Origin of the sequence: Clostridium sp. AF27-5AA (assembly GCF_003478415.1) — a bacterium.
Classification (GTDB): domain Bacteria; phylum Bacillota; class Clostridia; order Lachnospirales; family Lachnospiraceae; genus Otoolea; species Otoolea fessa.
Map to the genome: position 1 here is coordinate 65440 of NZ_QUFH01000007.1, position 18650 is coordinate 84089.

Annotated in this window: 16 protein-coding genes; 1 reads left to right on the top strand and 15 read right to left on the bottom strand. The window is 48.4% G+C overall.

Going from position 1 to position 18650, the window contains the following annotated elements:
- Positions 1-150: 150 nt before the first annotated feature.
- From nudC to DWY89_RS08750, 15 genes are all read right to left on the bottom strand, one after another.
- On the bottom strand, positions 151-1149 hold the full coding sequence (nudC, locus tag DWY89_RS08680) for an NAD(+) diphosphatase (RefSeq protein WP_117796448.1): 999 nt from the start codon (positions 1147-1149) through the stop codon (positions 151-153).
- 160 nt (positions 1150-1309) lie between these two features.
- Positions 1310-2482: a carboxynorspermidine decarboxylase gene (gene nspC / locus DWY89_RS08685; RefSeq protein ID WP_118523571.1), complete on the bottom strand. Its 1173-nt coding sequence runs from the start codon at positions 2480-2482 to the stop codon at positions 1310-1312.
- Positions 2483-2584: 102 nt separating this feature from the next.
- Positions 2585-3787, bottom strand: coding sequence for a saccharopine dehydrogenase family protein (locus DWY89_RS08690; RefSeq protein WP_022360539.1), 1203 nt, complete (start codon positions 3785-3787; stop codon positions 2585-2587).
- A gap of 206 nt (positions 3788-3993) precedes the next feature.
- Positions 3994-4869, bottom strand: coding sequence for an agmatinase (gene speB, locus DWY89_RS08695; protein WP_118524588.1), 876 nt, complete (start codon positions 4867-4869; stop codon positions 3994-3996).
- Positions 4850-5710, bottom strand: a complete 861-nt coding sequence (gene speE / locus DWY89_RS08700; RefSeq protein ID WP_118482031.1) for a polyamine aminopropyltransferase — start codon at positions 5708-5710, stop codon at positions 4850-4852. Before speE ends, speB begins: the two co-directional genes overlap by 20 nt.
- A 28-nt stretch (positions 5711-5738) precedes the next feature.
- The gene (locus DWY89_RS08705) at positions 5739-7316 is read right to left on the bottom strand and encodes an aminotransferase class I/II-fold pyridoxal phosphate-dependent enzyme (protein ID WP_270224102.1); all 1578 of its coding nucleotides are present in this window, start codon (positions 7314-7316) and stop codon (positions 5739-5741) included.
- Between the two features lie 81 nt (positions 7317-7397).
- Positions 7398-8165: an adenosylmethionine decarboxylase gene (gene speD / locus DWY89_RS08710; protein ID WP_118482030.1), complete on the bottom strand. Its 768-nt coding sequence runs from the start codon at positions 8163-8165 to the stop codon at positions 7398-7400.
- Positions 8166-8824: 659 nt separating this feature from the next.
- The gene (locus DWY89_RS08715) at positions 8825-9592 is read right to left on the bottom strand and encodes a prolipoprotein diacylglyceryl transferase (RefSeq protein ID WP_117796442.1); all 768 of its coding nucleotides are present in this window, start codon (positions 9590-9592) and stop codon (positions 8825-8827) included.
- 39 nt (positions 9593-9631) lie between these two features.
- Positions 9632-10330, bottom strand: a complete 699-nt coding sequence (locus tag DWY89_RS08720) for a FadR/GntR family transcriptional regulator (RefSeq protein WP_118468051.1) — start codon at positions 10328-10330, stop codon at positions 9632-9634.
- A 53-nt stretch (positions 10331-10383) separates the two neighbouring features.
- Complete coding sequence (locus DWY89_RS08725; protein ID WP_118468049.1) at positions 10384-11724, bottom strand: Na+/H+ antiporter NhaC family protein; 1341 nt, start codon at positions 11722-11724, stop codon at positions 10384-10386.
- A gap of 118 nt (positions 11725-11842) precedes the next feature.
- A complete protein-coding gene (gene nhaC, locus DWY89_RS08730) occupies positions 11843-13252 on the bottom strand; it encodes a Na+/H+ antiporter NhaC (RefSeq protein ID WP_118468048.1) in 1410 nt (469 codons plus the stop codon).
- Between the two features lie 127 nt (positions 13253-13379).
- Entirely contained in the window at positions 13380-14321 is a 942-nt protein-coding gene (locus DWY89_RS08735) for an aminotransferase class IV (RefSeq protein WP_118468046.1), read from the bottom strand.
- A gap of 327 nt (positions 14322-14648) precedes the next feature.
- The gene (locus DWY89_RS08740) at positions 14649-16748 is read right to left on the bottom strand and encodes a heavy metal translocating P-type ATPase (RefSeq protein ID WP_118468044.1); all 2100 of its coding nucleotides are present in this window, start codon (positions 16746-16748) and stop codon (positions 14649-14651) included.
- Between the two features lie 105 nt (positions 16749-16853).
- Complete coding sequence (locus DWY89_RS08745; RefSeq protein WP_022359851.1) at positions 16854-17168, bottom strand: DUF6110 family protein; 315 nt, start codon at positions 17166-17168, stop codon at positions 16854-16856.
- 177 nt (positions 17169-17345) lie between these two features.
- Positions 17346-17621, bottom strand: a complete 276-nt coding sequence (locus tag DWY89_RS08750) for a transcriptional repressor (protein ID WP_107000128.1) — start codon at positions 17619-17621, stop codon at positions 17346-17348.
- 431 nt (positions 17622-18052) lie between these two features.
- Here DWY89_RS08750 and DWY89_RS08755 point away from each other — a divergent pair, with 431 nt between their 5' ends.
- On the top strand, positions 18053-18559 hold the full coding sequence (locus DWY89_RS08755; RefSeq protein WP_107000129.1) for a flavin reductase: 507 nt from the start codon (positions 18053-18055) through the stop codon (positions 18557-18559).
- The last annotated feature ends 91 nt before the right edge of the window (positions 18560-18650 follow it).

The window sequence follows — 18650 nt, forward strand, 5'->3', positions numbered from 1 at the left end:
ATCATTACTGTTCACGCATACGTGCCCAGTAACGGAATTTGCCGTGGCTCCGCATTTAAATACGGCAAATTCCTGCTGCCACCACGTTTTCTTACGGCACTTTCGGTTCCAAAAGTGCCTACCTGTGTACATTAACGATATATCAACACATCATTTCTGGTGTTCCTGCCACTTTTTCTCCCAGTCCGGACCGTATTTAAAATACATCTTCATCTCGGTTCCGACACTGATGAGGCGTGCATCGTCCGGGATCTCCTCTCGCGTATACCAGCCTGCCTCAGAAAGCTCATCCTCCTGCAGCCGGATCTTATCATCCCCATCCAGTTCTGCAAAAAATCCGATCATCTCCGTATCAGTAAACGCCCACGGCTGACTCTTGAAATAGCGGATATTTTTAACTTTCAGCCCGACTTCCTCCATCACTTCGCGGCGGACGGTCTCTTCAAATGTCTCCCCGATCTCGACAAATCCAGCGATCAGCGCATACCCACGGTAGGTACTGTGGTTGACGCGGTAGCGCGACATAAGAAGTTTGTTCCCGTTCGTGATCGCCACGATGACTGCCGGGGAAATCTTTGGATATTCCGTCTGACCGCAGACCGGGCAGACGAGCGCCCGCTCGTTCTTGCTGTCCTGCGTCTTTGCCCCGCAGCGTCCGCAAAACTGACGGCTCTGTCTCCAGCGCCACAGCTGCACCGCCGTGATCGCTGCAAATGCCTGGTGCATTGGCTCCATCGCACGGATGTCGGTTGACGTTTTCCATGCATAGCAAAGCTGCTCCGGCTCTTTTTCTGCCCCTTCCAGTGCACCAGAAGCCATCTTCCCAGCTTCCATATGATTTTTGTCTGAAACAGGCATCTGACCAACACCTTCTTTTAGCTTTGCCAGAATCTCTTCCGCTTCTTTCTCCGGCACACTGACCAGAAAATACGGCTTCTCATCAACCGAAAAGAGATAAACCGCCCGATCCATCAGTTCCGGAACTGCCGCCTCAATTTCCTCCCGGCGCGGGATAGTAAGCACATGTTCCTCCACGGTCTCACGCAGAAGAATCCGGCTTTTCTGGATGCAGAAGACGTAGTCCTGTGCTCCAGGTTTCTGAATGTGGTATGTATTGTCATAGCGATGTGGTGCGATATCCTGTATCATAACTTTATCTCTCTATCCTTTTATTCTCCAAAACTTGTGCAACCGTTATTTCCATACTGTGTAACGGCTGTCCTCGCAGACATTCTTTGTAATCTTTCTGCAAGTCTCTTCATTTTACTCTTTTTATTAAAAAAATACAATCCCTCGGCTCGCCCCAGACTTACAACCGTCCCACAAAATCCTCATATCCAAACGCCCGCACCACTTCCGCTGTCCCATCTTCATGCCGGTATACGATCGACGGAAGCGGCATTCCATTAAAGGTATTATTTTTGACCATCGTATAGAGCGCCATATCGCCAAACACCAGCCGTCCACCCTCTTTTAGCGGTGCATCAAACGAATAATCCCCGATGCAGTCCCCCGAAAGACAGGTTGGTCCGCCCAGGCGGAACGTATACGGCTTTTCGCCCGCTTCTCCCGCTCCGATAAGCGGCGGACGGTACGGCATTTCCAGCACATCCGGCATATGACAGGCCGCCGAGGTATCCAGAATTGCAATCTGCATGCCGTTTTCCATCGTCTCCAGCACGGAAGTCACAAGAAATCCTGCGTTTAAGACAACTGCCTCGCCCGGTTCCAGGTATACTTCTACCCCATATTTTTCGCGCAGCCCGCGCACCAGACGGATCAGGCGTTCCCGATCATAATCTTCTCTCGTAATGTGGTGTCCGCCGCCCAGGTTCAACCATTTTACCTTTGAAAACCAGGCTCCAAACTTCTCCTCCGCTGCCCGCAGCGTCGTCTCCAGGTCATCTGAATTCTGCTCGCAGAGCGTATGCATATGGAATCCATCCAGATACGGAAGGATAGTTTCTTCAAAGCTTCCAGCCTCCGAAAGCATCGAAAGAGTCGTCCCCATGCGGGATCCTGGCGCACACGGATCATAGATCGCGTGCCCCTCCTGCGTGGAACACTCCGGGTTCAGCCGGAGTCCCGCCTGTTTTCCGGCTTTTTTTACTTTTTCACCGAATTTCAGCACCTGCCCCGGCGTGTTAAAAACGATGTGGTCGGCATAATTTAAAATCTCATCAAACTCATCCGGGCGGTAGGCGGCAGAAAACACATGGGTCTCCCCGCCAAACTCCGTTTTTCCAAGCCGTGCCTCATAAAGCCCGCTCGCCGCGGTTCCCGACAGATACTGGCGAATCAGCGGGTAGACCGAATACATGGAAAATGCTTTCTGTGCCAGCAGAATCCGGCATCCAGCCCGCTCTGCCGTATCCTTCAAAATTTCCAGATTTTTCTTTAAAAGCGTCTCATCCACCACATAAAATGGTGTGCGGATCGCCGCCGTGTCCCAGAGAACCCCAGCCGCCTCCCGTTCCTGCATCTGTTTTCCTTCCTTTCTTTCTTCCATCTTCCGTGTCCGTTCTCTTCCTGCGCCTAAAAAAACGCAAAATAAAACCATTTTCTTAATGGAAGCATTTTTACCTTAATCCACCAGTGCCGGATCCCAGGATTCCTTCCACGGAAGTCCCCATTTATTTAACGCATCCATAAATGGATCCGGATCAAATTCTTCAATATTATAAACGCCCGGTTTCTGCCAGGTTCCATTCATCACCAGCATCGCGCCGATCATCGCCGGTACACCGGTTGTGTAGGAGATCGCCTGGGAACCAACCTCTTTGTAGCACTCCTGATGATCGCAGATATTATATAAGTAATACTTCTTCTCTTTTCCATCCTTCTTACCCTGGAAAATGCATCCGATATTTGTTTTTCCAACGGTACGCGGACCAAGGGATGCCGGATCCGGAAGAACTGCCTTTAAGAACTGCAGCGGTACGATCTCTTTTCCTTCGTACATAATCGGCTCGATCGAGGTCATGCCGACATTCTCCAGGCACTTTAAATGGGTCAGGTAGCTCTGACCGAAGGTCATGAAGAAGCGGATCCGCTTGATTCCCGGCATATTGAGCGCCAACGATTCGATCTCCTCATGGTGAAGCAGGTACATATCCTTCATGCCGACGCCGTCAAAATCATACTCTCTCTTGATCTCCATCGGTTTCGTCTCTACCCAGTGTCCATCTTCCCAGTAAGAACCGTTTGCCGACACCTCCCGGATATTGATCTCCGGGTTAAAATTGGTTGCAAACGGATAGCCGTGGTCGCCGCCGTTGCAATCCAGAATGTCGATGTAGTTGATTTCGTCAAACTCATGTTTCAGCGCATACGCTGAAAATACGCCGGTTACACCCGGATCAAAGCCGCTTCCCAGCAGTGCGGTAATGCCCGCCTCTTTAAATTTCTCACGATATGCCCACTGCCATTTGTACTCAAATTTTGCCGTGTCCTCCGGCTCATAGTTCGCAGTATCGATATAATGGGTCTTCGTCGCCAGGCAGGCATCCATGATTGTCAGATCCTGGTACGGAAGCGCCAGGTTCAGCACCACATCCGGGTTAAATTTCTCAATCAGGGCAATCAGCTCGTCCACGTTGTTTGCATCCACCTGTGCGGTCTGGATCTTCGTCTTGGTGGTTCCCTCTAATTTTTCTTTCAGCGCATCGCATTTGGACTTCGTCCGGCTTGCAATGCAGATCTCCTCAAATGCCTCGCTGTTCTGGCAGCACTTGTGAATTGCTACGGAAGCTACGCCTCCACATCCGATAATTAACGCTTTTCCCATCTTTTTTCCTCCTGTATTCTGAAATGTACTCTATTTTTGTTCCATTTTATAATCCAAATTTCACATTTACTTTTGTTCAAACACTTTTCAGTTCATGTCTCAAACACACACTTTTATTTGATGATACCAGGGTCAAAAGGTCAGAAGTTCGACGCAAGCTTGCTTGCAGGAGAATTTTTGACCTTGGGACCCGCCAAAAACATTTCTTACTTAATCTTTGGATTTCCCAACAGCGCCAGCAGCATCTCCCTTACAATCTTGCACGCCACCGCCGTCGATGCACCGGACGCATCCAGCGCCGGGGATAATTCATTCACATCACATCCAACAATCCAAGCTGCACTGCAGATCTGCGTGACTGCCCGTCGAAGTTCCTCAAAACTGATTCCGCCCGGTTCCGGCGTTCCTGTTCCCGGAAACACACTCGGATCCAGCACATCCAAATCCAGGGTAAAATACACCGGTTTTCCTTCCAGTTTCCGAAGAGTTTCCTGAAGGACTTCCATATCCACGATAAATGGATGCGTCGTCACGTGTTCTTTTCCCCAGCGCCATTCCTCCCGGTCGCCGGAGCGGATACCAAACTGCGTGATCCTGCCATCTCCCAGAACCTCCCAGCAGCGGCGCAGCACACAGGCGTGCGAAAGTTTCGCGCCCAGATAATCGTCCCGCAGATCGGTATGTGCATCAAAATGGATGATATGCAGATCCGGATATTTCTCTGCCAGTGCCTGCACCGGTGCCAGCGTCACCAGGTGCTCGCCGCCCAGCATAAATGGGATCTTGCCATCCCCGGCTATCTCCGCCGCCCGCTCCCGCAGATCCTTTAACGCTAACGATGCATCGCCAAAGCAGAGCTCCTGATCGCCCGCGTCAAACACGGCGTAATCGGTCAGATCACGATCCTGGTACGGCGAATACGATTCCAGCCCATAGGATTCCGAGCGGATCGCCCGTGAGCCGAACCGGGTGCCCGGGCGGTACGAAGTGGTCGAGTCAAACGGCGCGCCGTAGAGCACGATCCCCGCCTTCTCATAGCTGGCGTCACACGCCAGAAACGTCTCAATATTTGCCTTCAACATCTTCTAACATCTCCTCCACATATGCCGGCAGGTAAAATGCCCCTTTATGCAGGGTCGTCGTATAATACCGGCAATCCAGTCCCCGCAGGTTCCATCTTGTCTCATCCAAATTCTTTAACGGATGGTATTTCTTCGACGCAAATCCAAACAGCCAGTGCCCGGACGGGTAGGTCGGGATATGCGCCTGATAGACGCGGCTGATCGGAAATGACTCCACGATCCTCTTATGAGCCCGCTTGCACGCCTCCGCGTCTTCGGCATAAAACGGGCTTTCATGCTGATTGACCATGATGCCGTCCTCTTTTAATGCCTTATAGCAGTTCCCGTAAAATTCCCGGGTAAAAAGCCCCTCGCCCGGTCCAAACGGGTCGGTCGAATCCACGATGATCAGATCGTATTCATTTTCCTTAAAGCGGACATATTTCAGCCCATCCTCATAGTGGATCGAGAGTCTCGGATCATCGAGACGGCACGCTGTCTTTGGCAGATATTTCCGGCAGACCTCCAGCACCAGCGGGTCGATCTCCACCATGTCGATGTGCTCGATCTCCGGATAGCGGGTCAGCTCCCGGATCACGCCTCCATCCCCGGCTCCAATTACCAGTACCTTTTTGACCAACGGATGCACTGCCATCGGCACATGCGTGATCATTTCATGATAGATAAATTCATCCTTTTCCGTCAGCATCATATATCCATCCAAAGTCAGAAACCGCCCAAATTCCGGCGAGTCAAAGACATCGATCCGCTGAAACTCGCTCTTTCCGCTGTAAAGCTGGCGATCCACCCGGATGGAAAGTTTTACATTTGGCGTATGATTCTCTGAAAACCAGAAATTCATAATTTTCCCCTTTCTATCTACTGCTTATCTATTTCAGCACATTCAGGCGCTCAATCCCCGGATCCTCCGGTCCAGTCATTGAACATCCTTTTTCCAGCGCATACGCAATGTAGTCAATGATCTCTTCCGTGATCTGTTCGCCCGGCGTCAGAATCGGGATGCCCGGCGGATAGCACATGACAAACTCACTGCACACACGCCCGGCTGTCTCGCGAATCGGAAGGGATTCTTTTTCTCCATAAAATGCCTCCTGCGGCGACATCGCCACGATCGGGTCAATATAGTCAAAATCCATCAGCGTCGATTTATCCCGGCTGAACCGGCGCTTGATCTCCGCCAGTGCGCTGACCAGGCGCTCTACCTCCCGCTGCCGGTCACCGATGGACAGATATGCCAGAATATTTCCCAGATCACCAAATTCCGCCTGGATATCGTACTCGTCCCGGAGAAGATCATAAACCTCGATCCCCGCCAGCCCGATATCGCGCGTGTGAATTGAAAGTTTGGTCACATCGAAATCATAAATGCTGTCGCCGTTTACCAGCTCCTTCGAATAGGCATAATAACCGCCAATCCGGTTGATTTCTGTTCTCGCATACTCCGCCAGCTCCACCACCTGCTTAAATGCCTCACGCCCGCGAAGCGCCAGGTTCCGTCTGGAGATATCGAGGCTGGAAAGGAGCAGGTAGGAACCGCTCGTCGTCTGCGTCAGATTGATAATCTGGCGGACATACCCGGCGGACATACCCGGCCCCGTCAGAAGAATCGAGCTCTGCGTCAGGCTTCCACCCGATTTGTGCATCGAAACCGCCGCCATATCCGCCCCAGCTGCCATCGCGGAAACCGGCATATTTTCCCCGAAATAAAAATGGGTTCCATGTGCCTCATCAGCTAAACACAACATCCCATGCTCATGTGCCAGCTTTACGATCGAGCGCAGATCCGAACAAATGCCGTAATACGTCGGATTATTCACAAACACCGCCTTAGCATCTGGATTTTCCTTGATCGCCCGGCGCACATCTTCCACACGCATTCCAAGAGGAATCCCCAGTCTCTTATCACCCGCCGGATTCACATAGACCGGAACCGCGCCTCCAAGCACCATGGCGCCCATGACGCTGCGGTGGACATTTCGCGGCAATATAATCTTCTCGCCCCGCTTGACTGCCGTCAGCACCATGCTCTGAACCGCCGATGTCGTACCGCCGACCATCAGGAATGCGTGTGCCGCCCCGAATGCCTCAGCCGCCAGCTGCTCCGCATCCGCGATGACGGACACCGGATGGCAGAGGTTATCGAGCGGCTTCATGGAATTGACGTCCAGCCGCATGCAGGTCTCTCCTAAAAGTTTCGTCAGCTCCGGGTTGCCGCGCCCCCTCTTGTGCCCCGGCACATCAAACGGCACCACGCGCATCTTCTGAAATGCTTCCAGCGCCTCATAGATCGGCGCGCGCTCCTGGGTCAGCGCGTCATCTCTTCGACTGCCTCCCCCCGTTTCTTTCGGTCCTGAAGCTTCCTTTCTGCGCCGTGCACTCCGTCCGACGCCCGGCTCCAGATTCCTTCTCTCTTCTTCCATCTGCCGTCCCTCCTGAAAATCACTCATTCGTTTCTTCTATCGAATTTCCCTGGTTTTCGCGGTATTTTCCAGTCAAACCATTCTCTTTCCTCTCAAAAAGCATTTCTTTTAAAACACATTTCTTCCGCTGAAAATTTCAATCATCTCCCGCCGCAGGCTGTCCATAATACTGAGCCTGGTGGTCGGCGGAAGTTCATAGACATCTGTCTTAAACAGATAATTCTGCAGATCGATCTCTTTCAGCATCATCTTGGTATGGAACAGATTCGCCTCGTACACATTGATATCGACCACATCGTAGCGCCGCAGCGTTTCCTTGGAGATATAATCCTGAATTGAGCGGATCTCACGATCCATAAACAGCTTTTTTCCGTCCACATCCCGAGTGAACCCGCGCACCCGGTAGTCCATCGTGATGATGTCCGAATCAAACGAACCGATCAGATAATCGAGAGTCGAAAGCGGCGTGATCTCCCCGCAGGTCGCCACATCGATATCCACCCGGAAGGTCGCCAGACAGGTCTCCGGATGGTATTCCGGATAGGTATGGACGGTCACATGGCTCTTGTCCAGATGCGCCACCTGCGTCTCCCCCTGCACCGGCACCATAGAGCCTTCCGCAATCAGAAGCGTGACCGAAGCCCCCTGCGGATCGTAGTCCTGCTGGGAAATACTCAATACCCGCGCCCCGATCATATCTGTCAGCGACGTTAGGATCCGGGTCAGACGTTCCGAATTGTACTGCTGATCAATGTAGGCAATATAATCCTTCTGCTCCCTCGGTGTCTTGGCATAACAGACATCATAGATATTAAAGCTAAGCGCCTTTGTAAGGTTATTAAAGCCGTATAATTTTAATTTTTCGCTGTGATCCATATCTTCCTTCTCCTGAAATATAAATGGTGTTGATCATGTAATAGGAAATTCCAAGGAATTTCCTATTACACATAAAAAAGAATGTGCCTTGGCACATTCTCGCGCCGAGCGCGGTCGCTTGCGACATGTTTCTGCTTCGCGCGAGTGCGCATCCTCGCGGAGCGTTTTTTTCATAGGACGTAATTTCCTATGAAAAAAAGCGGATGACGTGTCTCCACATCATCCGCAAAACGTTCTTTTTCTGCTTCACTCTATTTTTACAAATCTGCCGTATAGCTACGAAATCTTCCCTTGTCTCTATTTACCGCATATACTGCAAAACCTTTTTATCCACAGAAATCTCACATTCAGAGTCTATATAGCAAATATCTACTTTTACCACTCTTATTGACCGTTTTACAAGTTGATGTGCATGAGCACTGGTTGTAAAGTAACCAACTTATAAAATTGAGCTTTTAACTCAATCAATAGGGCAGTTCGCACTGCCAATCGGCATTTGACCCGGCTGTCCGTATGGCCATTCCCTGTTTCACAGGTGGTCAGATATATTTGCATGGATGACTCTTAAAATGTTAAGATTTTCCATATCAGAGGTATCATACAGCAATTTTGGCAAAATGTCAAGAATGATTTTTATTTGGGTTGACATTTAAAAATTTTTACTTTTCTAACGGTACTTCTGTCCTCTTCCCACAAACCACAAACATCGCCACGCCCGCCGCAAAGATAAACAGTGAGATAAACTGTGAAGTTGATAGGGATCCGACCGATCCCCGGTTCAAATCCCCCCGGAAGAATTCCAGCACGAAGCGTCCCAGACTGTAGCAGATCAGATACAGGGATACCACCTGCCCCTGTTTTTTGCACTTTTTCGCCGCATAAAGAAGCAGCAGGCAGTGCAGAAAATCCAGACCGCTTGAGATGAGCTGGGTCGGAACCAGGGGAATGTTGTTCGGAGCAAAGTCCGAATCGTGGAACACGATCGCAAAATGGCTGTGGGTCGGCATACCGTAGCAGCAGCCAGCCAGAAAACAGCCGATCCGTCCAAAGCCCTGCGCGAGCGCAACCGACGGCATGACCAGATCTGCGTACTGGAAAAAGGAAATATGCTTGATCCGGCTCAGCACATAGCCGCCCAGCACGCCGCCGATGATGCCGCCATACACAACAAATCCATCGCTGATATCTAACAATTTCTTCGGGTTTGCCAGAATTTCGTCAAAGATTGTGACATAGTACAGAAGTTTTGCACCTAAAATTCCACATACAACACCGCAGATCGCGATCGAGAGGATCATATCGACATCCATCCCCCGCTTGTTTGCCCGGTACTCTGCCAGGTAATACGCAGCGATAATGCCGATGCCAATCATCAGACCGTAGCCGTGGATCGTGATGCTGCCGATTGTGAATAAGTCATTTTTCATGAAATACTTGTCCTCCGTTCTCTTCTTTCCTACAATTTCCTACAACGCATGAACATCCATATAATACTGATAATTTGGGAACTTATTCTGGAAGTGTTCTGCCATATAGTACGCCGCTTCTTTCGGGTTCCGGTTCTTGATTGCCTCGAAAATCTTCAGATGGCTCTCATAGAAATACATGCCGTCCGTCTGGCGGATCTGATCCGACACCAGATCCATGATGCTCGAATAAATCAGGCGGATCAGCTGGTTTCCAGAAAGGTTCACCACCCGGAAATGGAACAGGTTATTGTAATACTGGCGCGTCTTCAGATCGGCTCCGCCCGCAATCGCCTCTTTCATCGAATCCATCAGCGCCTGAAACTCCCCTATCTCCTCTTCCGTGATCTTGGCGGCCGCAAGCGACGCCATCTGCACCTCCATGATATAGCGGAATTCCAGAATATCATCCATCTTGCCGTTTTTTAAGTAAAACTGCATTGCCAGCGGATTGATCACCTCGACCGTGTCCGCCGTAATATAATTGCCGTCTCCCTGACGGCTGCGGATAATCCCCAGCACTTCCAGCGCACTGATCGCCTGCTTGAGCGCCGGTCGCCCAACTCCGAGCATCTCGGCTAACTGGCGCTCCGGCGGAAGCCGGTCACCTTTTTTTAATTCGCCGTGCATGATCATTTCCTGGATCTGTGCGACTACCTTCTTATATACTGAAACATTTTCTTCGATTGGCTGAAACATTCTCAGTCTCCCTCCTGCTGATTTACGTTCCCTAACGCCTATCGATTATATCATTATTTATGTGAAAAAACAAATGTTAATAGATAGCAGACAACCTCCAGCACCGGCACAATCCAAAAAATACAAGCGCCTCCCTGTGCTACTCCCAACAGTCCCATCGGCGTTACAACATTGGAATGCCACGGGACCAGAAGACTCATGTATAAAGCGCCCAGAAAGAGCGAATGAATCATTTTCTCCCGTTTACAGCCTTTTTCATCATACACCGGCATCAGGCAGGAGACGGATATCACCAGGGAACACATCGCCGATGCTGAAAAAACATTTACTACAAAAGCAAATAAAATTGCTGCTATATTTCCTTTTTTCTCTGTATCTGCCCACTTAAACAACGGCTGCATCATGCATCGGATCGCCCCGCTTTTTTCAAGCATTCCAAACAAACTAAACGCTAAAAGGAACAAAAGAACCGTCCCAGCCATGCTGCTGATACCTCCGCTGTGAAAATAGGATCCTTGGTCCGGTCCATTCCATAAAACATTCAAAATTGTCTGCCATCGATATTTCTGGTAAAAAAATGCCACTGCCATCCCGGACACGCAGCCTGCCATCAACGCATGGATGGCGTTTTTTCTCATTAACATAAATATAAGAACCACTGCAGCCGGTATATACACGGGCATTCCCAGGCACATTTCCCCGAATATTTGAATCATTTTACTGCTTTCCTGTATCGATATTCCTGCCAGTTCTGCATTCTTCCATCCCGCATAAAAACAGCCTGCCAGACAAACGCATATAGTTGGAATGATACTATTTCGTTCTGCTTTCAAGGTTTTCGCCAGTTCTATTTCAACACTGGATGAAAGTAAATTCACAAAATCCGACATCGGAGAAATCCCATAGCCGCAAAATGCTCCGGCTATTATAACAGCTGCTGCTATTTTCTCTTCATATCCCATACTTGTTCCAATATTTAAAAATAGGATTCCCATGGTTCCACAGGAACTAAACACACTGCCAGTCAGAAAACTAAACAGAAAGCATCCTGCATACGCGGTGACCGGATACCATTCCGGACGAATCCACAAAATTCCTGTATACGTCAGTCCTGGAATCGTACCTGACAGATTCCATATTCCTGTCATCGCTCCTGCACATAAAAGAAAAAAGATAGGTGAAACTGCCCTTGTGCAAGAATGAACCATTGCTTCCTGAAGCTCATTCCAAGAATAAGAATTTGCTTCTAAAAACAGAATCACGTAGATCCATGCAAGAAAAAAGAATGCCTGCACCGGTACTTGGATTCCGCATACTGGAACTGCCAGAATCAGGAAAATTCCTCCCACCAAAGCTCCCGATCGTTTTTTATCTAATTTTTCCGCCCCCATCATTCCTCCTGTTTCTTTTTTCCACTGCAATGTTCAAATAACCCTTTTAATTAGAAAAACAGATGTAGAACAGTTTTTCTCTCCCCATCCTACATCTGTTTGACTTACTTAATGAAATGTCTTATTTATCCTTGTTTAATTTCTTGATTCCAAACCCGGTAAAGCCCCAGAGAACCGCAAAACAAAAACCTGCGTAACAAAAGATTGCCCACGGAGCATATGCGAACGTAGAGACTCCCAGCGTTCCCGACATATACGCGCCGCCCGCTGACCACGGAACCAGAGGAATGGAACAGGTTCCTGCATCTTCCAGTGTTCTGGAAAGATTCTGCGGTGCCAGATTTCTTTCCTTAAAGGACTCACTGAACAATTCTCCGCCCATCAAAATCGGAATATATGCATTTCCAACAATCAGCGCAATAATCAAGACTGAAATAACCGTTACCAGAATCAAAGTTCCGTCACTGTGTACGAATGTTTTCAATTTTTCCAAGATTGCATTCATAAAACCAGCCGCACTCATAGCACCTGCAAATAGAAATGCGCAGAGCACTTTCAGCACCGTTGCCATCATGCTTGTCATTCCGCCCCGCTCTACCAGCATTTTAATGCTTCCTGTCACTGTTTCCGGATCAATCCCCAGCATCGATAAAGAAAATCCGCTATATGCTGCCGAAATTACCTTTGCAACCGTCGCTCCCTGAAATACAATCGCTAACACTCCTGCCAGAACCGATGCTGTAAACATAACCGGAATCGTTGGTTTTCCCATCGCTGAACCAACCAGCACAACCACCAGAGGAAGCAATAAAAACACATTAAAATGATAAATAGAAGCGAGTCCCTCCGTCATCTCATTTGCCGCAGATGCATCGACCGATGAAACCACCATTCCAGTACGTCCAGCTATAAAATATACCACTAAACAGACAAGCGCCGCCGGGACCGTCGTATAAAACATATGCCGGATGTGTTCAAACAATGTGGTTCCGGCTGCTACCGGAGCCAGATTTGTCGTATCTGAAAGCGGTGACATTTTATCTCCAAAATAAGCACCTGAAATAATTGCGCCCGCTGCTGCCGGAAGATTAACGCCCAATCCCTGAGCTACTCCGATAAGTGCCAGCCCGACGGTTCCAACTGAGCCAAAACTGGTTCCCGTACACACAGAAACAATTACTGTAATCACAAAAGCCGATATCAGAAACAGCTGTGGATTTAAGAGCTTCAGGCCATAATAAATCAACATAGGAATTGTTCCTGATAACATCCAGGTTCCGATAATCATTCCAACAAATACAAAGATAAAAATCGCCATAAATGACTTTCCTATCTTTTCCGAAACCGCATCTGCAATCTCATTCCAGGTTGTTCCATAAAACAATCCTAAAAGCACCGTAAAGAAGGAACAAACAAGTAAGAGTACTTCCACACTTAGTCTGAACTTTCCAAAACCAATTCCCAACACGAACGCCATCACCAATATTGGAAGCATCGCAGCCCCAAAACCCGGTTTTCTTTTCTCTTTCATATTCATTCCGTCCTTTCGCTCGAATCATATGTTTCTCTTCTACCATCCCTCTTTATAAACCCCTATATGAATCTCACGCTTACGGTTTTACCCGTTCCCTCACAGAGTGCACTTTCTTTTATGATGTTCAATCATCAATCGACACTCCCAGCGTTTCTGTCATCTTCTTATATTCCTGTGAAAACTTTTCTGTTATCGGACCAGGAATCTGTGTACCAATCTTCTTTCCATCGATCATTTTAACCGGAACCACTTCTCCGACTGTACCACAGATAAATACCTCATCCGCATTATAATACTCTGAAACAGATACGTTTCTTACCTGTACTTCCATTCCCATCTCTTTTGCTATCTGAATCATTGTTTTTCTCGTAATTCCCGGAAGCTGTGAATCTAAAGTCGGAAGTATTAATACTCCATCTTTAATCATCTGTAAGTTCGTAGAGTTTGTCTCCGCCACATAACCATTCTGGTCAAGCATAATTGCTTCATCCGCTCCCTGACGGATTGCCTCACACGCCGCCATAATCTGGTTCAGCTGGTTACAGCAATGAATCTTCGGATCCATGTAAGACGGGGAATAGCGTTTCAGCCAGGTTGTTACCAGCGTAATTCCCTCTTTATTGAAAATAGGGGGTTTCTGATCCACACAGATAACGATCGACGCATTCGTCACATTTAAAGTCGGATGCATACCTGTCTGTGCTTTAAATCCGCGCGTCACCTGTAAACGCATATGTAAATCAGTAAATCCTGCATCCAGATTTCGACGAATCAGCTCTTTTACAATTTCCTTCATCTCATCTTTGGTCTTTCCTATATCGATTCCCAGCGTGTAGCAGGACTCATACAGACGTTTGATATGCTCATCCAGACGGTATACTTTTCGTCCATATGCACGGATTCCTTCATATACGCCATCTCCATGCTGAAAACCACTGTCATATACGGAGATAACGGCTTCTGATTTTTTAACAAAATCTCCATTTACATAAAGGATTGTATCTGCAATTTTCTGTCCGTGTAACATAATAGAACCATCTTCTGTCAACTGTGATAACTTATACATATCCGTTCCTCCTTCAATTATCTTTTTATTTCTCTGATTGTCATTTTGGTATAATGGTAAATTGGTAAGTCCATTTACACTATGATCATATCACATTTCTCCTGTATGTCAATATTAAAATTTATAACTGTTATAAACACATATTTATGTGTCTAATGTTATTTGATTCATTGTTGGATTTTTACAGAATATAGTCTAGTATTTAGTTTTACTTTTTCGCAATTCAACGCAAAAAAACAGACAGAAAGAATAAAATTTCCTCTCCATTCTTTCTGCCCGTCTATTTTTATTATATTTTATTAAAAGCCAACTAAGCAGGGCGCATTTTTATGCCTCTTCCCGCTCTTCCTCCGGCAGCAGGTTCGTCATGCTCTTTAAGCTGATCGCCAGTGTCGAGCTGTTGTGCAGCAGCGCCGACATAGACGGTGTGATGATACCAGCCACCCCCAAGAGAATCAGACCTAGGTTGAAGCTGATGACGAAACGGTAGTTTCCATGGACACGTTTCATCAGATCCATGCTCAGATGACGCAGAAGCACGACTTCATCCAGGGAATCTTTCTTGATCGTGATATCCGCGATCTCTCTGGCAATCTCCGCGCCCTCGCTGACTGCGATGCCCGCGTCTGCCGCTGACAGGGCCGGTGAATCGTTGATGCCGTCACCGATCATGATAACTTTGTGGCCTTTCGCCTTCTCCTCCTCAACAAAGCGCGCCTTATCCTCCGGAAGTACCTCGGAGAAATAATCATCCACGCCGACCCTCTTCGCGATCGCCGCTGCGGTCCGCTCGCTGTCGCCGGTCATCATGACAATGCGCTTAAATCCAGCCTCTTTTAACTGGCGGATGACAGACGGTGCTTCCTCACGCAGCGGATCCTCGATGCAGATAACGGCTGCAAGCTGTCCGCCGATTGCCATGTAAAGATGGGAACAATTTTCCGGAAGGTTCTCAAACTTCTCTTTTCCATCCTCCGGCAGTGTGCACTTCTCATCCTCAAATACGAAATGGTGGCTTCCAATCACGACGCGTTCTTCGCCCACATAGGTAGCGATACCGTGCGCTACGATGTAATCCACTCTCGAGTGCATCTCCTCATGTACCAGATGACGTTTTTTCGCTTCCTGTACGACCGCGTTTGCCATCGAATGCGGGAAATGTTCTTCCAGGCAGGCTGCGATACGAAGCAGTTCTTCCTTCTCCATGCCGTTGAAAGATACTACATCGGATACAACCGGTTTTGCCTTGGTCAGGGTTCCGGTCTTGTCAAATACGATCGTCTCCGCCTCGGCAACAGCCTCCAGAAACTTGCCGCCCTTGACCGTAATGTGATGCTGGCTTGCCTCACGCATCGCAGACAGGACTGCAAGCGGCATTGCCAGTTTCAGTGCACAGGAGAAATCAACCATCAGGATCGACAGTGCTTTCGTCGCATTGCGGGTCAGCAGATAGGTAAGCGCGGTACCGCCCAGACTCCACGGAACGAGTGCATCTGCCAGGTTCGACGCCTTGCCTTCAACGGATGATTTGAGCTTCTCCGAATCCTCGATCATCTGTACGATACGCTCATAACGGGTGGAACCGGCGGATTTTTCTACCTTGAAGGTAATCTCTCCCTCTTCCAGCGCGGTTCCTGCGTAAACATAGCTGCCCGGCTCTTTTCTGACCGGCTGGGATTCGCCGGTCATCGAAGCCTGGTTTACCATCGCCTCGCCGCTTACTACGACACCATCCAGTGGAATCACTGTACCCATATGGACGGTCAGCTCGTCGCCCGCGGTAACATCCGAAAGCGGTACAAGGACTTCGGTCCCGTCCACTTTTTTCCAGACCTTCTCCACGTTCAAGGACATGCTCCGCGCCAGATCCCCAACGGATTTCTTATGTGTCCACTCCTCCAGAAGCTCACCGACGCCGAGCAGGAACATAACGGAGCCAGCCGTATTGAAATCGCGGCGCAGAAGGGAAACACTGATCGCCGTCGCATCCAGCACCTCCACATGCAGCTTGCGCTTAAATACGAGGCAGTGGATACCTTTCACGATATAACGGATCGCCTGCACGGACGTGTATACCGCACGGACCGGCGCCGGGAGAAATGTCTTCGTCGCAAAGCGGGTCAGTACCTTCTGAATCAGCTTTTCTTTGTACTCCTGATTCAGGGCGCGTCCGCTGCTTTTAACTGCCATCTCCTGTTTTTCGGTAATCTGACCATCAAACGCCGCTACCTGTACGAGTACCGCCTCCCGATCCTCCTTATAATAGATAACCGCATCTGCTGTCCGCTCATACACCTTAGCCGCCGTCACGCCGTCCAGACCAAGCAGATACTGTTCCAGAACATCCGCTTCGCGCACGGTATGGAATTTCCGGGCAAGGCTGATACGGATTCTTCCTTTGATTTCATGCTTTATAATGAATTTCATGATTCATCTTCCTCCGGTTATAGAAGAGCTGCCGCGAGACAGCATCCCATGCTATCTTGCGGCAGCCCCCCTGTTATTTAGATTCATGTATTCTTGGAGTTGCTATTACTGCTCTGCCTTCTCAGCCTCCGGTGCGGCCTCGGTTGCCTCAGCAGTCTCGTTGAAATCCTCATCCTCACCAAAGCTCTCATAGCCGCGAGCCTCGTTGATCTGCTTTGCCTCAGCCAGGATGTCCTCAGCGTTCTCCTGAATATTGGTAGCGGTGGTCATCACACAATCACGTGCACGAAGTCCGGCTGCTACGCAGTTTACGTAAAATTTCTTTGCATCCTCGCTGCCAAGAATCTTAACACCTGCTGTTCCGAACAAAACGCCGCCTGCAAATAAACCTAATTTTTTTAATTTGAAAATGTCCATCATGATTACTCCTCCTCTGATATTATCTAAATTATATTCACATATGATTTTTGAAAACTATTTATTCCATTTCAAATGCGAATATAGCTGCGTTTAATGACTCATTTCTGAGGTACAAGTAGATGGTAACAGCTTACCCCCATGATAGTCAAACCTAACTTTCCTTATTGAGATTTTTTATCAACTGGCATCCGAAGTTATACTTGACAGCTCATCCTCATTCCGCAGAGAATACTGGCGGCAACGGTTTAAAACGCCGATTTCTTCCAGCACTGCAATCATCCGGTACACCGTTGCCTTGCCGATCCCCGGGTCGCGCTTGGATGCCTCGTAGTAGATCTCCTTACAACTGCTCCATCTTCCCTCCAGGATCACATCCAACATGATCTTTCTTTGATCGGTCATCCGTTTCCCCCGTCTCTTCAGTTCGCTGATAATCTGCTCTCTCTGCTGCATCGTATCATCTCTCTTTCCATATCTTCTAAATTATTTTTCCGCACATCTGCCGTTTCCGTCCACAACCCGGCTTTTTATTAGCGCAGACTAACTGTTCGTTTAAAATATATAGCATACTCTGCTTGCCACTCTTTTTGCAAGTACTAAATTCCGCTTTTGCCTCTGGCTCAGCCTCATTAAGTCCTTAGATACGACTCGCACTAAGTGCTCATATTATATTGTGTTTCATCAAAAACAAAACATAATTAGCATGAACAAACTCAGGTTAGAATGCCGCAACTCAAGTTAGATGTCTCTAACCTTAATTTAAAGACTACCTCTTTTTTTCTCATCTGTCAATGAATTTTCGAAAATATATTTGATTTTCTTCTCTGATAATGGTAAGGTACTCACAGAATAATCAATTCAGACAGGAAAGGAAGGATTTTTCGATGAGCTTCAAAGAAATAAAGCCAGAAGAATTAAATTTTAACCCGTTTACCCGCATCGGTTCCGACTGGATGCTTTTAACCGCCGGCACCGAGGATAAATTCAACACCATGACTGCCAGCTGGGGCGGCGCAGGCGTATTCTGGGGCAAACCGGCTGTTACCTGCTATATCCGTCCCCAGCGCTACACCAAAGAATTTATAGACAAAGAAGAACTCTTCTCCGTCAGCTTTTTAAAAGACGGACACCGCGATGCCCTCAAACTCTGCGGCTCCGTATCCGGCCGTGACCACGACAAAATCAAGGAAGCCGGCCTGACCCCGGTCTTCATCGACGGCGTACCGGCATTTGAAGAAGCTGACACCATCCTCATCTGCCGCAAAATGTACCGCACATCCATGAATCCGGCAGATTTTATCGATAAGGACGCTGACAGCAAGTTCTATCCGGAGAAGGACTATCATGATATGTATATTGCGGAGATTGTGAAAGCGGTTGTGGCTGAATAAGCAGAGCCGCTCCATTTAAAATTTAAATCCCACAGGAAACGCTGATTTGCAGCATTTTCTGTGGGAATCCTTTGAATGATCCTTTTGGGTC